A 15,589-nucleotide genomic window follows, 5' to 3' on the forward strand; every position below is an offset into this window, starting at 1 on the left:
TTCGAACTTTTTATTTTATAACGGAAAAAGCGTCTTTTCGTTTGCTGCGCATAATTACGGTTAAGTTTTCTTCAATGTCTTCAAAGCTGCCGTACATACCGTCTAGGGAAGCGGCTGCGGCGTCAAGTTCTTTATCGCTCATATCTTCTTGATACAATATAACTTCTATCAGTCTTCCGGCATGCGCAAATAATTGCGACAAAATAACCAAATCCTGTTGCGGAAATGCGTGAACGGGCAGTCCGCACGAATCCAGTGCACACATAAGGTGCAGTAAAGCCGAATACAAACGCAGCGCATCGCTGCGCACGCCAGCTTTTTGAAAATCCGAAAAGCGGTTGTATGTTTTAGCAAGTATAGCATACCTTGCTTCAATGTGCAATAAAAAGGTTTTTGACTGCCATTTTTCCAAAAGACAGGTTTCCGGCACAATTCGTTTGTATAGAGCTGATGTGTCGCCGTCATTTTGGTACAGCGCATCGTAGATATAGGCGTCGACAATAAATTCGGGCATAGGAAGCCCCGTTTCCGCGTACGAAGCGTTCAGCGCATTTTGATCATCCGTTACCGTATCGTTCCATAAACCTTGCGCCGGAACATCTTCGCCTTTTTTCCACAAGCGTGTTTCGACGCCGTAAGTTTCAAAGCCGATTGTTTGCGATTGTTCAAAATATTCTTTTGCCGAACCGCAGCTGCGTTTAAACAAATGAGGCGCGTTTTCAAAATAAGCACAGGCAAGCTGTTCTTCTATGCTTGCACACGGACCGTATTTTTCTATTACCGTAAGCAATGCTTTTTCAAAAGCGCCGTACCATGCGCTGCGTTTTTCATCTTCTTCCGTACGCTCAAAGATATGCCGGCGCTGTTGTTTAAGCGGAATTATTTCCACATAACCTTTGTTCCAATCAGTAATGCGGGCAAGCAAACGGTCTGTGTAAGCGAATTCCCATTTCTTATACAAAGCGTCCATATCGCATACAAGTAAGTCTATGCGGTTCGGAATTTCGTAGTCGTTTTCGGCAAAATTGCGCTTTTCGTTTGCCGGATCAAGGGCAATGTATTGGGGAATATATTCTTCGCCGAATAATTGATACAAATCCAACACGTCATCGGCTAATACGGTAGTGCATTTTTTTGCAATGGGTTTTTGTTCGTAAAAAAACTGCAGTTCGTGCGGAAGCATTTCCGGGTCGCAAAAGGGCATACAACGCTCTGCGATAACGAGAATGCCCGAAGTAATTTCAAATTTTTCGGGTTTTATGCTAAAATACCGATTTGTAAAAATTCCGGCACGGCTTATGTATGCGTCGGTACCGTAGGGGAATACGAGCGGATGCTCATCCAAATAATCGGGAAGCTCCCGCGCGGACGTACGATAGCCTTGACGCCATAAATACTGTTGCAGCAGTTTTGGAGTAAAAATAGAAGTGTGTGTCCGCAAAAAAACTTCTACAGCTTCTTCCGGAAAATTCGTTTCAAACATCTTCTTCAGTATATTATACCACAAAAAAAATAAAACGTGTATTATTTTAAGGATAAAAATACTCAAAAAAACGCCCTTGCGATTTTACATAGTGTCATTTTGACTCTTTTTTGATGAGATTTTTTGACACTATTTATATTTTGATCTTGCGTTATAAGTTTTTTTATACTTTGTTTTTTTTATTTCTTTATATTACAATAAAATACACAGTGTTTTTTACCGGCGGTAAAAAGTTGGCACGCTATCTGCAATAGTGTAAACGGTATGTAAAAGCCGTACAGTATGTACGCAAACATACCGGATAAAAATTGTTCTTATCAGGAGGTATAATTATGAACGCATTGTCCTTTTTTAATCCCCGCTTTACGTCCGATTTGTTTGACGTAATCGACCGCAACTTTCCTACAGGTGAAGTTTCGGAAAAATGTATGCTGCCGAAAGTAGACGTACGCGAAACAAAAGACGCTTATTTACTGGATATGGATTTACCCGGCTGTACGGACAAAGACGTACAAATTAATTTAAAAGATAGAATTCTTTCCATATCGTCGGTAAAGGAAGAAAAAAAAGAAGAAAAAACCGAAGGCGAATTTCTTATAAAAGAGCGGCGCACCAGCCGCTTTGCCCGGAGCTTTACGCTGCCTGAAGATATCAACGGCGAAAAAGTTAAAGCGGAATTTAAAAACGGGCTTTTGTCGGTACTTATACCGCGTAAACCCGAAGCGCAAAGCCGCTCTATTGCCATTACCGCCGGTTAATCGGTATGGGTGTATGGTATAAAAAAGCTGCCGGAGATTTTCCGGCAGCTTTTTTTGTTTTAACCGTTAAGGAACTTGTCGAATTTTAATACCAATTTTTTTATGCTGGCAGCCTGTAAGTGACATATTTACATTTATGCTTACATTTAGTACTATCTGTACAGGGATGTTCTTTATGGAAAAAATATATACGGGGAAAACAAAAGATATTTACCGACAAGAAAACGGAAATTATGTTTTAAAATTTAAAGACGATGTTACCGGAGAAAACGGGGTTTTCGATCCGGGTGCCAATACGGTGGGACTTTCCATCGAGGGGGTAGGAAAAGAAGGATTAAAGATAACCCGTTATTTTTTTGAAATCCTTAAATCAAAAGGAATAAAAACACATTATATAGATTCGAATATAGACGAAAATACTATGACCGTTTTGCCTGCGAAAGTTTTCGGAAAAGGCTTGGAGGTTATTTGCCGATTCAAAGCTGTCGGCAGTTTTGTAAGAAGATACGGTGCTTATGTGAGCGGCGGCGAAGATTTAGATACCTATGTCGAATTTACATTAAAAGATGACGGTAGAGGGGATCCGCTTATAACAAAAGACGCGTTGATTATGCTCGGTATTTTAAGCGAAACCGAGTATGAACAAATAGTGGCGCTGACAAAAAAAATCTGTACGATTATAAAAGATGTGCTGCATGAAAAAGGACTTACCCTTTACGATATAAAACTGGAATTCGGCAGGGTTAAAGATGAAGTCGTCTTAATCGATGAAATATCGGGAGGGAACATGCGGGTTTATAAGGGCACCCGAACAGTTGCCCCTACCGAACTATATTCTTTTTTGTGTGCATAAATGAACGGCCGGCTTTGTCCGGCCTTTATCATTTATAGGAGGTTTTATGAAAGTAGGATTGGTAATGGGCAGCATTTCCGATAAGGAAATCGTAAACAAAGCCGTAGACGTCTTAAAAGAATTCGGCGTGGAATATGAAGTGCGGGTTATTTCCGCGCACCGGTCATTGGATGCCGCTATCGAATTTGTAAATGCAATGGAAAAAAAAGACATAGCAGTTATAATAGCCTTTGCGGGCAAGGCTGCTCATTTGGCGGGCGTTTTAGCAGGGATGTCCGTAACGGCGGTAATAGGCGTTCCCATAAAGTCTTCAGCACTTGACGGAATGGATGCTTTGCTTTCAACTGTGCAAATGCCGAAAGGAGTACCCGTAGCAACGGTCGCAATAGACGGCGCAGAAAATGCGGCGTTGTTGGCAATTCAAATGCTTGCAATTCAAGATAAAACTTTAAAAATAAAATTAAAAGCGTATAAAGAAAAATTAAAACAAACCGTCGCGGAAATGGATAAAAATATAAATTTATAGAATGGTATTTTTAAAAACTAACGGTGTAGGGAGCGTATTTTGAGCGGGATATGCGGTGTTTTTTCTACAAATCATAACAACGATGTCGTTGATTTAATTCAATACGGCTTATATGCCTTGCAGCATCGAGGCCAGGAAGGCTGCGGAATAGTTACGATAGATAAACAAAGAACCTACGAACTCAAAAGAAGAAAAGGTTTATTATCCGAAATATTAACGCAGGATATTATAAACGACATAAAAGGTTTTGCGGGTATAGGAATGGTAAAATACGCTTTCGGCGATCACATGAAATACGAGCCCGTTATGCCGTATATTTACAATACCGATGACGGAAACACCGTTCTTGCCATCGACGGCAATATTGTAAACAAAGACTTTTGCATAAGCCGTTTGGTCGAAAAAATCAATTCGGAAGAATCGGAACTAAAAGACTATATTTCGTCTTTAGAAGGAATCTTTTGTATTGTCTATATCAGCAAAAATAAAATGATTGTCATACGGGATAAACACGGAATAAAACCGCTTTGCATCGGCCGTCTCAATGACACTTTTGTTGCCTGTTCGGAAACATGCGCGCTCGATGCGATGGGCGCTGTCTTTATAAAAGATATAGAGCGCGGAGAAATATATATAAAATCGAAAGATACGGAAAAATCGCTTTTTTCCGAGCAGGGCGCACCTCATCTTTGTTTATTTGAAATGATATACATAGCGCGTCCCGACAGCTGTATCGACGGAATAAATGTGTATCAAGCGCGATATGCTATGGGGAAAAAATTGTATGAAGAATGCAAAACAAAGGCGGATATCGTTATCGGTTCTCCCGATTCGGGGCTGATCGCCGCTAAAGGATATGCAAAGGCTGCAAACATAGAATTCGTTGACGGCATCCTGCGCAACAGATATATCCAAAGGACATTTATAAAACCTCGGCAAAAAGAGCGGCAAGAATGTGTCGGTATAAAACTGACTGCCTTGCGTGCCAATATTAAGGACAAAGAGTTGATTCTCGTAGACGATTCTATCGTAAGAGGTACAACCATAAAAAGAATAATAAAAATTCTAAAAGATGCAGGTGCAAAAAAAATTCACATTAGAATTGCATCCCCTCCTGTCGTCGGGACTGAAAAATACACCATTGACATACCCGAAAAAGAACATTTAATTGCATACAATAAAACCGTAGAACAAATACGGCAGGAATTGGGATGCGATTCGCTTTATTATTTAAGTCTTGACGGTATAAAATCTTGCTGCGGAAACAAAGGGTATTACGATACATACTTTACCGGTAAAAATCCCATACAAGGAGGAGATGATGGCGTTAACTTATAAGTCTGCCGGAGTAGACAAAAACGAAGGTTATAACGAAGTAAATTTAATAAAAAAGTTTATAACAAAAACATATACAAAAGGTGTTATATCCGAACTCGGCGGATTTTCAGGGCTTTTTGAATTAAATAAAAACGATTACGAACAGCCTGTTTTGGTTTCGGGAACCGACGGCGTGGGAACAAAGGTAAAAATTGCGCAAATTGCCGATATTCATAATACAATCGGAATCGATTGCGTCGCGATGTGTGTAAACGATATTCTTTGTCAAGGAGCAAAGCCCTTATTCTTTTTGGACTATATTGCAACGGGTAAATTGATTGCACAAAAAATGGCGTCTATCGTCGAAGGCGTTGCAAACGGCTGTATGCAGGCGGGAGCGGCTTTGATCGGCGGAGAAACAGCGGAAATGCCCGGTATCTATAAAGAAAACGATTACGATTTGGCAGGCTTTTGCGTCGGAATTGCCGATAAAACAAAAATAATAGACGGTAAAAAAAATATAAAAAAAGGAAACATTATTTTAGCGCTGCCTTCTTCCGGCGTGCACAGTAACGGTTTTTCTTTAATAAGAAAAATTATTTTTGACCATAAAAACATTCCGCTTAACACTTATATAGAAGAGCTTCAAAAAACCTTGCAGGAAGAACTTTTAACGCCGACAAAAATTTATGCAAAAGCGGTGTTAGCGGTTTTGGAAAAACACAAAATAAACGGGCTGTGTCATATCACCGGAGGCGGCATATACGAAAACGTTCCGAGAGTTTTAAGCGAAAACCTTGATGCAAAATTGTACGAATCCAAACTGCCGCAAAAGAAAATATTTGAGCTGCTGCGGCAATGGGCAGATATTTCCAAAGAAGAAATGTTCGGTACCTTTAATATGGGCATCGGTATGCTGCTGTTTGTGGAAAAAGAAGATGCGGAACCGATAAAAAGTATTTTAAAAAATTTAAATGAACAAGTGTATGAGGTCGGAGAAGTGATAGAAGGGAACGCACGGGTAATTTTACAGGAGGGTTAATGTATGGATAAAAGAATTTTTGTTAAAAAAAGAAAAAAATATAATCAAGAAGCGCTTCAATTGCAAGAAGCGTTAAACACGGAATATCATTTACAATTAACCGACTTGGAACTGTATATAATTTATGACATCTACAATATAGACGAAAAAACATACGAACTTGCAAAGCATTCCGTATTTTGTGAAATTACCGTTGATCAAATTTTTGAACATATAGCATTACATGAGAATGAATATTTTGCGTACGAAACGCTTCCGGCTCAGTATGACCAGCGCTCTGACAGTGCCGAACAGTGTATTAAACTATTAAATCCGAATGCAAAAACCGTTGTAAAAACAGGTACATTGGTCGTGTTTAAAAAGAAATTAACTAAAGACCAATTAAAACAAATAGAACAGTATTTAGTAAATCCTATCGAGTCACGAAAAAAAGATTTGAGCATATTGCAATTTGCGTTCAATTCAAAACCGAAGGAATTAAAAGATTTAACGGGGTTTAACGGATTTTCAAAGCAAAAACTTGAATCGTTGAAAAACGAAATGAATTTGGCATTACATATACAAGACCTCATTTTTATTCAAGATTATTTTAAAAAAGAAAACAGAGATCCTACCGAAACGGAAATTTATGTTTTGGATTGTTATTGGAGCGATCATTGCAGGCACACAACCTTTGAAACAATACTGGATACCATAACAATCAAATCGGAATTATTTCAAAAAGAAATGCAAAGCGCATTCGATATGTATTTGGATATGAAAAAAAGTTTGCACAGCAATAAGCCCGTAACGCTTATGGATATGGCGCGCATTACCGGTACATACCATAAAGATATTTTATGCGATGTAAATATGGAAGTAAGTGAAGAAAATAATGCGTGTTCGTTTTTTACGGATATTACGAATAACGGCAAAAAAGAAAAGTGGCTTATTCAATTTAAAAACGAAACGCACAATCACCCGACGGAAATAGAACCGTTCGGCGGAGCAAGTACGTGTATAGGCGGAGCGATACGGGATCCCTTATCGGGTAGAAGTTATGTGTATCAGGCGATGCGTATAAGCGGCAGCGGAAATATTTTGCAAAGCCGTGAGCAAACGCATCCGGACAAATTGCCTCAAGCTTATATTTCAAAAAAAGCTTCGGACGGCTATTCTTCTTACGGTAATCAAATAGGTTTGGCAACTACGTATGTAAAAGAATTATATGACGATTCATATATCGCAAAGCACATGGAAGTAGGAGCAGTGGTCGGCGCGGTAAAGGTCGGCAATTATAAAAGAGAAAAACCTGTAAAAGGAGATATTGTCGTCGTTATAGGCGGCAGAACCGGCAAGGATGGAATACAAGGTGCAAGCGGTTCAAGCGTAATGCATACGCAAGATTCATTACAAACCTCTTCAAGCCAAGTGCAAAAAGGAAATGCCGTTGAAGAAAGAAAATTGCAGCGCTTATTTAGAAACCCGAAAGTAACTTCGCTTATAAAAAAATGCAACGATTTCGGGGCAGGCGGAGTGTGCGTAGCGATAGGCGAATTATCCGAATCGATCGAAATACATTTAGACAAAGCTTTGCTGAAATATGAAGGCTTAAACCCTACGGAAATTGCCATAAGCGAATCGCAAGAAAGAATGGCTGTAGTAATAGATAAACGCGATTACGATTTATTCATTAAAGAATGTGAAAACGAAAACATAGAATATTCGCGCATGGCGGAAATTACCGATAAAAAAAGATTACAGATGTATTACAACGAACAAAGGGTCGTCGATATAAGTGCCGATTTTTTAGCGACAAACGGAGTAAAACAGCATGCCGAAGCGGTCCTGACGGATAACTGTTTGCAAAATCCTTTTGCAGATAAAATCTTTTCAAAACAAGCGCTTTTAGAAGAATTAAGCAGTTTAAATGTTACCTGCCAAAAGGGACTGGCATCAAAATTCGATTCTTCTGTAGGCGTTACGACCGTGCTTATGCCCTTTGCCGGAAAACACCGCCTCACGCCCGTTCAGGCAAGCGTACAATCCGTTCCCGTTCCGTATTCGGTAAGCGGTACTGCAACGATTTTAGCGTACGGATTTATTCCTAAAATATCGCACTATTCTCCGTTTTTATCTGCAATATATGCAGTACTGGAATCGGTTGCAAAGGTCTATGCGGTAGGCGGAACTAAAGATTCGCTTTATTTTTCTTTCCAAGAATATTTTGAAAAATTGGGAGCCGATCCCATAAAATGGGGAAAGGTAAGTCAAAGTTTACTCGGAAGCATTTATGCGCAAAAGGAGATCGGCAGACCGAGTATCGGCGGCAAGGACAGTATGTCGGGCACCTTTAACGATTTACATGTTGTAGAAACGCTCATTTCTTTTGCCTGTGCTCCTTCGGATGTTGAACAAATCATTACCCCTGAATTAAAGGAAACCGGCAATAAATTGTATTATATTCCCGTGATAAAAAACGCTAAAGGTTTTCCCGACATAAAAACAACCGTCAAACAATATGAGCTGATGCATACATTTATTAAAGAAAAGAAAATAGTATCCGCCTATGTACAGGAAGAAGGAAGCCTCGCTTCTTCTCTGGTAAAAATGGCAATTGGAAACGGACTCGGATTTACCGTAAATAAAAAAGATATTTTGCATTTTGCTCCGGCTTCTATCGTAGTGGAATCAAAATACGACTTGCCTTTTGAAATGATCGGTGAAGTTTCCGATACGATTGTTATCAATTCGGTTCAATTTGAATACGCTCAAATATATAATGCGTATACCAAAACCTTAAATGGAATATATCCGCTATATCATAATACCGATAAGGGCGCTTGTGAAAATATAAGCGTACCGTGCAAGAAAAAAATATATTATCCGCAATACGTTAAAGATGTTACGGTGGTTATTCCGGTGTTTCCCGGAACAAATTGCGAATACGACAGCGCAAAAGCTTTTATGGAAGCGGGTGCCCGTATCATAACGGTTATAATAAAAAACAAAAAAGAAAGCGATATACAAAATTCAATAGATGCGTTTGCCGATGCAATAAAAAAGTCTCACATCATTATGCTGCCCGGCGGTTTTTCAAATGGAGACGAGCCTGACGGCAGCGCAAAATTTATAGTGAATGTTTTAAAAAATAAAAAAATTAAAGATGCCGTTCATAATCATTTAAAAAATAAAAAATTGATTTTAGGGATTTGCAACGGTTTTCAAGCGCTGATAAAATCGGGATTATTGCCGCACGGTAAAATCACGGATTTAACCGAAAACGATTTAACGCTTTATCATAACGACAGTTATACACATGTATCTACAACGGCATTAACGCGCGTTGCAAATACCAATTCTCCGTGGACGCAAGATTTTGATGTAAACACCGTGCACGAAGTTGTCTTTAGCCATGGGGAAGGAAAACTTGCCGGAAACGATGTGGAAAAATATAAAAACTTGACTGCTTTTCAATATTGCGATTTTGACGGTAACGCATCGCTTAACGGGAAATATAATCCGAACGGCTCTTGCTATGCGATAGAAGGTTTAATCAGTGAGGACGGTCTTATTTTGGGTAAGATGGGGCATAGCGAACGGTACGCAGAAAACTTATATAAAACGAATACCGTAAAAGGCAAACAAGACATTTTTAAAAACGGGGTTAATTATTTTAAACAGGGAACATTATGTTAAAGATAGCGGTATTGATATCGGGCGGCGGAACAAACTTGCAGGCGCTAATCGATGCGATAAAACAAAAAAAAATCAACGCAAAAATCGATGCGGTTATTTCAAATAGAAAAGACGCTTACGGTTTAATACGTGCAAAAAATGAAAACATAGATGCACTTTGTTTTTCAAAAAAAGATTTTCCCGATAGCGAGCAGTACGATGCTCGGATAATTACAGAATTGAAAAAGAGAAATATTGACTTGGTTGTTTTGGCCGGATATTTAAATATTTTAACAAAAAAATTTATTGCAGAATACGGCGGTAAAATTATCAATATTCATCCGTCATTGATACCTGCATTTTGCGGAAGCGGGTATTACGGCATACATGTGCACAAAGCCGTAATAAACAAAGGCGTAAAGTTTACGGGTGCGACAACGCATTTTGTAGATGAAAACATAGATACGGGCGTTATCATAATGCAGGATATAGTTCGCGTTTTGCATACGGACGACGCGGAAAGTATTGCAAAAAAAGTTTTAAAAATAGAGCACTGCATACTGGTTAAAACCGTAAAAGCTTTTTGTGAACGGAGAATTATTGTAAAAAATAATAAAGCTGTAATAGTGGAAGAAAATGAAAGAGGCGGGAGGCACTAAATGAAAAAAAGGGCGTTGATAAGCGTTTATAACAAAGAACGTATTGTACCGTTTGCACAAGAACTGGAAAGGCTTGATTGGCAAATCATATCGACCGGCGGTACTTACAGCCGATTAAAAGCAGAGGGCATTCAAGTGCTTGAAGTAAGCGAGGTTACCGGTTTTGCCGAGATTTTAGACGGACGTGTAAAAACGCTGCATCCGCACATTCATGCAGGAATATTATATAAGCGGGATAATACACAGCATGCGGAAAGCATAAAAAAATTAAATCTTTTTTCGATCGATATGGTTGTAAATAATTTATATCCGTTTGAAACCGTGTTAAATGATAAAAAAAATACCCATGATATTTTGATTGAAAACATCGATATAGGCGGTCCTTCGATGATACGAGCTGCGGCAAAAAATTATAATGATGTGTGCATTGTGACCGATCCTGATGATTATGACGAAATAATAAACAGATTAAAAACGGACACATTGGATAAAAACTTCCGGCTTTCTCTTGCCCGCAAAGCTTTCAATTATACCGCTTATTATGATGCGTTAATTGCGGATTATTTTAATGATCTGGCAAATATACCTTTTCCCGATACGCTGACGCTATCGTATAGAAAAAAGCAGGATCTTCGGTACGGAGAAAATCCGCATCAAAAAGCCGCTTTTTATGAAAGGGTATATGTAAAAGAAAACGAAAAAGCCGTGTTTACGCAATTGCACGGCAAAGAATTATCTTACAATAATTTAGGCGACATTTATTCTGCTGTCAAAATGATTAAAGAATTTGAAGAGCCTGCCGCAATAGGAATAAAACACGGAAATCCGAGCGGCATCGGAACGGGAAATACTATAGATGAAGCTTTTGATAAGGCGTATAACTGCGATCCCGTATCGATTTTCGGCGGTATTATTATTTTAAACGGAATTGCGACAAAATATATTGCAGAAAAAATAAACGGCTTTTTTTTGGAAGTTATTATTGCAAAAGCATTTGACACAGACGCTCTGTCAATACTCCGTTCGAAAAAAAATATCAGAATAATAGAAATAAAAAATTTGCAAAAACTTTCTTTGCCGGCTAGAGTTTCAAAAGAAGTTTTAAACGGACTTTTATATCAAGATTATGATGCAGCATTGTTTTTAGACGATTTAAAATTTGTAACTCAAAAAAAGCCGGACGATGAGCAGTTAAAGAATTTAATCTTTGCGTTTAAAGCATGTAAATGCGTAAGTTCAAACGGAATAGTATTGACAAAAAACGGAGGAACGGTCGGCATCGGACAGGGAGAAGTCAGACGTTCATGGGCTGCCGAACAAGCGATTGCAAGAGCCGGTAAAAACTGTACGGGCGCAGTGATGGCTTCGGACGGTTTCTTTTTTGAAGACACGGTAGAGCTTTTACATCAAAATAATATTACAGCGGTTATTCAGCCGGGCGGCTCCGTAAAAGATGAAAACGTAATACGCTTATGCGATACGTACGGTATAGCGATGGTATTTGCATCCGTAAGGCATTTTAGGCACTAGGAGAAAACAATGAAAGTATTGGTAGTGGGTAACGGCGGACGAGAAGATGCACTTTGTAAAAAGATATCCGAAAGCGGTAAACTGACAAAGCTTTACTGCGTAAAGGGAAATGCGGGAACCTTGCGTTATGCCGAAAATCTTGATTTGCAAAGCACTTCTGATATTTTGGATTTTTCTTTAAAAGAAAAAATCGATTTAGTCGTTATCGGTCCGGAAAATCCCCTGTGCGAGGGCATTACCGATTTATTTTCAGCAAACAATATACGGGTTTTCGGAGCCGATAAAAAGAGTGCGCAGCTTGAAGGCAGTAAAGATTTTGCAAAGCGGTTTATGCAAGAATACGGTATACCGACAGCGCGGTACAAAACCGTTTTTTCAAAAGAAGAAAGCAAATATGTTTTAAAAGAATTTTCTTATCCTTTGGTTATTAAAGCTGACGGTCTTTGTGCCGGAAAGGGCGTTCGGATTTGTAATAGTAAAACCGAAGCTGAAAAATATATAGCTGAATTATTTGACGATGAAATTTTCGGAGAGGAAGGAAAAACCGCCGTCATAGAAGAATTTTTAACCGGAAAAGAAGCCTCTCTTTTATGCTTTGTTTCGGGGAATAAAATAATTCCTATGGAAAGTGCACGTGATTATAAAAAAATATTCGATAATGATTTGGGTGAAAACACAGGCGGGGTAGGCTGCTATTCTCCAAGCGAATTATTTGATGATACGTTAAAAACGCGCGTTCATACGGTTTTGGAAAAAATTTCAGTCGGTCTTAAAAATGAAGGTTTAGAATATTTCGGAATTTTATTTATCGGATTTATGATTGACGGTTCGGATATAAAAATATTGGAATTCAATGTGCGCTTCGGAGATCCTGAAACGGAAGTTGTGTTGCCCAGACTGAAAAGCGATTTACTGGAACTGATAGAAAAAGTTTTTAATAAAACACTTGAAGAAAAAGATCTTAAATGGAAAAAGGAAAAATGCCTTACCGTCGTTCTTACTTCCGAAGGTTATCCGGGAACATATAAAAAAGGAAAAGAAATTTCCGGTTTAAAAACTGCATGTGACGATAGGAATGTGTATATTTATCATAACAATACAAAATATAAAGACGGCAAAATCCTATCCGACGGAGGCAGAGTGCTTTCGGTTACCGGTTTAGGAGAAAGTTTTGAAAAAATCAGAAAAAAAATATACGAACGTATCGAAACAATCCATTTTGAAGGAATGCGGTTTAGAAAAGATATAGGCTGTATATAAATGAGCATTTTTTCAGATTATTAATGCTGCGCAATGCCGGCAGTTAATGCCGGTGTGTGCGCATAAAAAAAGCTGCAGGAAAATCTCCGGCAGCTTTTTTGTGTTAAACCTTAAGCGCTTTTATGCGCTTCGGTATGCTTTAGATTTTTTTGTATGCAAACCACCAATCGAATGACTCTTGCATACCGCGCCGTTCGGCAGCCGTTTTTTCGTCCGAAGCCGGAGGAATAATAACTTTGTCGCCGATAAGTTCATTGTTGGGCCAGTTTGCAGGACATGCAACGCCGTGTTTGTCGCTTGTTTGCAGCGCTTTTACGGAACGGATGATTTCGTCCATATTGCGGCCGATTTCCTGCGGGTAATAAATAACCAAGCGCAGCACTCCGTCCGGATCGATAATAAATACCGCACGCACCGTATTGGTACCTTTGCCGGGGTGAATCATACCCAATTGTTCGGCAACTTTTCCCATGTCGTCGGCGATGATGGGGAATTCGATTTTGGTTCCCAGTTTTTCACCGATAAATTCAGTCCATTTGATATGAGACTGTACTTGGTCTATCGAAAGACCGAGCAGTTCACAGTTAACCGCTTTAAAGTCCGCATAGTGTTTTTGAAAAGACACAAATTCGGTGGTACATACGGGTGTAAAATCGGCAGGGTGCGAAAAAAGCACCAGCCATTTTCCTTTGTAATCGCCGGGGATGTTTTTCATTCCATGCGTTGTTTTAACCGTCAACGACGGTACTTTGTCACCGAGTAAAGGCATTCCGTTTTCCATAACAATCTCCTTAAAAAAAGTTTTCAATGATTAAAATTTGTAATCATTACAATATTTAATATAAATGAATTTTCTTTTTTTGTCAAGCGTTTTTTTAAGTTTTGCCGGTTTATCACGCCGTCGGCGCTGCCAGTTCCGTTTCGGTATTCATACTTGTACTTTTTTGTGTTCTGTAGTATCCTTATAAGCGGAGGGTTATATGGCAGTCGATGATGCGCAATTACAGCTCGTTACGTTTCAACTGGGCGAAGAGTTGTACGGTGTAAATATAATGGATGTAAAAGAGATTGTAAAAACACAAAACGTGCGTCCCATTCCGCATGCGCCGTATTACGTAGAAGGAATTTTTAATTTGCGCGGTGAAATTATACCGGTAATTAATTTGCATAAACGTTTCCGCTTGGGAAAAATGGCAGCGGATGAATACGGCGAAGATACGGGCGGGTTTATTATCCTCAATATCGACGGAATAAAAATCAGCATTATTATCGATAGAATTTCGCGCGTGGTAATGATAGATTCTTCGGAAGTAAAGCCTCCTCCTCAAATGCTCACCGGTATCGGTTCCGAATACATTCACGGTGTTACGCAAAAAGAAAACGGCTATTTGATTGTACTTGATATACGCAAACTCTTTGACCCCAAAGAGCTGCAAAAGTTAATCGGTAATCAACGCTGATGGCAATACGAACATTCAGTCCTACAATCCGCAGAAAAGAAATGGATGCGGTGCTTACTTGTATGGTCGAAGAAAAACTGGGGCCGGGCGAATTGAATGCACGGCTTATTCAGCAAGTAAAAGAAACATTCGGCGTAAGCGGTGCATGTGCATTGCGCAGTCCGTCCATTGCGTTAAAATACGCGTTAAAAGCGCTGGACTTGCCGAATGACAGCGCCGTTATGATTTCAGCCCTCGCGCCCTCATGGCAATATACCGCTGTAAACGAGTTCGGCTACCGCTGTATTGTTTTGGATGTGTCTGCAGAAAGCGGTTTGGTAATACCGGAAACGGCTGAAAGCGCCGTAAAAGAGGGCGCTCGCGTTTTGCTTTTGCACGAATCGCTCGGTCAGCTTCCCAATTTTTCGGCTTTAGCGGATTTAGGTGTTTCTATAATAGAAGATATTTCGCAAAATGCGGGTGCGGCGATAGAAGATAAGCCTGCCGGAACCTTCGGTGTGTTTACCATTCTCGGACTTGAAGAAAAAGATATTTTAACTGCCGGCGGCGGTGCCGTTCTTATGGCGTCTCAAAACCGAAATTGGTCGGTGCTGCGGAAAGTTTTGGAAACCTCTCCGTCTACCGATTTACTGCCCGATATAAATGCCGCTTTAGCATATATTCAATTGCGCGAATTAAACCGCAATGAGCAAATACGAAAAGAAATGTACGAAATGTATATACGTTCTCTTATGCAAGGCAGGCACAAAACTTTTTCGGCGCTTGGTGATTATGCGGTTCCTGCCGTGTATTCTTTTCCCGTAGTGCTTTCCGGCTCTTTTAAAGATGTAAAGCAATATGCAGCAAAAAAAGATATAGAAGTTGTGCCTGCTTACGAAGATTCGGTAGTATCGGTATTCCGCGAGCAGTGTGCGCATTGTCCGCAAGCATCTTCGCTTTCGCTCAGGTGCGCTTTATTTCCTTTGTATCCGCGTTTGGGTGTGTCGAAGTCGCAAAAGATAGCAAAAGTTTTGGCAACGCTGCCGTAACGTACCGAATACCGGC

General features: G+C 39.6%; 13 protein-coding genes. 11 read left to right on the top strand and 2 right to left on the bottom strand.

The window, feature by feature from the left end; translation table 11 throughout:
• Positions 1-10: 10 nt before the first annotated feature.
• Positions 11-1,483: a hypothetical protein gene (locus HMPREF9193_RS04340; protein WP_156882450.1), complete on the bottom strand. Its 1,473-nt coding sequence runs from the start codon at positions 1,481-1,483 to the stop codon at positions 11-13.
• Positions 1,484-1,815: 332 nt separating this feature from the next.
• Here HMPREF9193_RS04340 and HMPREF9193_RS04345 point away from each other — a divergent pair, with 332 nt between their 5' ends.
• From HMPREF9193_RS04345 to purD, 9 genes are all read left to right on the top strand, one after another.
• Positions 1,816-2,241 (top strand): Hsp20/alpha crystallin family protein, encoded by a 426-nt coding sequence (locus tag HMPREF9193_RS04345; protein ID WP_021686859.1) that lies wholly within the window; start codon positions 1,816-1,818, stop codon positions 2,239-2,241.
• A 175-nt stretch (positions 2,242-2,416) separates the two neighbouring features.
• Complete coding sequence (locus HMPREF9193_RS04350) at positions 2,417-3,094, top strand: phosphoribosylaminoimidazolesuccinocarboxamide synthase (protein WP_040847480.1); 678 nt, start codon at positions 2,417-2,419, stop codon at positions 3,092-3,094.
• 46 nt (positions 3,095-3,140) lie between these two features.
• Positions 3,141-3,620: a 5-(carboxyamino)imidazole ribonucleotide mutase gene (gene purE, locus HMPREF9193_RS04355; protein WP_021686861.1), complete on the top strand. Its 480-nt coding sequence runs from the start codon at positions 3,141-3,143 to the stop codon at positions 3,618-3,620.
• Positions 3,621-3,659: 39 nt separating this feature from the next.
• On the top strand, positions 3,660-4,958 hold the full coding sequence (locus tag HMPREF9193_RS04360; RefSeq protein WP_021686862.1) for an amidophosphoribosyltransferase: 1,299 nt from the start codon (positions 3,660-3,662) through the stop codon (positions 4,956-4,958).
• On the top strand, positions 4,942-5,979 hold the full coding sequence (gene purM / locus HMPREF9193_RS04365; RefSeq protein WP_040847482.1) for a phosphoribosylformylglycinamidine cyclo-ligase: 1,038 nt from the start codon (positions 4,942-4,944) through the stop codon (positions 5,977-5,979). The genes HMPREF9193_RS04360 and purM overlap by 17 nt, the downstream gene beginning before the upstream one ends.
• Before the next feature lie 3 nt (positions 5,980-5,982).
• Positions 5,983-9,657, top strand: a complete 3,675-nt coding sequence (locus HMPREF9193_RS04370) for a phosphoribosylformylglycinamidine synthase (RefSeq protein WP_021686864.1) — start codon at positions 5,983-5,985, stop codon at positions 9,655-9,657.
• Positions 9,651-10,295 (top strand): phosphoribosylglycinamide formyltransferase, encoded by a 645-nt coding sequence (purN, locus tag HMPREF9193_RS04375; RefSeq protein WP_021686865.1) that lies wholly within the window; start codon positions 9,651-9,653, stop codon positions 10,293-10,295. Before HMPREF9193_RS04370 ends, purN begins: the two co-directional genes overlap by 7 nt.
• A complete protein-coding gene (purH, locus tag HMPREF9193_RS04380; protein WP_021686866.1) occupies positions 10,296-11,825 on the top strand; it encodes a bifunctional phosphoribosylaminoimidazolecarboxamide formyltransferase/IMP cyclohydrolase in 1,530 nt (509 codons plus the stop codon).
• 9 nt (positions 11,826-11,834) lie between these two features.
• Entirely contained in the window at positions 11,835-13,085 is a 1,251-nt protein-coding gene (gene purD, locus HMPREF9193_RS04385; RefSeq protein WP_021686867.1) for a phosphoribosylamine--glycine ligase, read from the top strand.
• Between the two features lie 139 nt (positions 13,086-13,224).
• Here the strand turns inward: purD and HMPREF9193_RS04390 are convergent, their stop codons facing one another.
• Positions 13,225-13,866 carry a peroxiredoxin gene (locus HMPREF9193_RS04390; protein WP_040847484.1) on the bottom strand — a complete coding sequence of 214 codons (642 nt, stop codon included), beginning with the start codon at positions 13,864-13,866 and terminating at the stop codon, positions 13,225-13,227.
• A gap of 199 nt (positions 13,867-14,065) precedes the next feature.
• On the opposite strand from HMPREF9193_RS04390, the gene HMPREF9193_RS04395 reads away from it, so the two are divergent.
• Together HMPREF9193_RS04395 and HMPREF9193_RS04400 are read left to right on the top strand one after the other, a co-directional pair.
• Positions 14,066-14,545, top strand: a complete 480-nt coding sequence (locus HMPREF9193_RS04395) for a chemotaxis protein CheW (protein ID WP_021686869.1) — start codon at positions 14,066-14,068, stop codon at positions 14,543-14,545.
• The gene (locus HMPREF9193_RS04400) at positions 14,545-15,573 is read left to right on the top strand and encodes a DegT/DnrJ/EryC1/StrS family aminotransferase (RefSeq protein WP_021686870.1); all 1,029 of its coding nucleotides are present in this window, start codon (positions 14,545-14,547) and stop codon (positions 15,571-15,573) included. The genes HMPREF9193_RS04395 and HMPREF9193_RS04400 overlap by 1 nt, the downstream gene beginning before the upstream one ends.
• Positions 15,574-15,589 lie beyond the last annotated feature (16 nt).

Source organism: Treponema lecithinolyticum ATCC 700332, from assembly GCA_000468055.1.
In the GTDB taxonomy this organism is placed as follows: Bacteria; Spirochaetota; Spirochaetia; order Treponematales; family Treponemataceae; genus Treponema_C; species Treponema_C lecithinolyticum.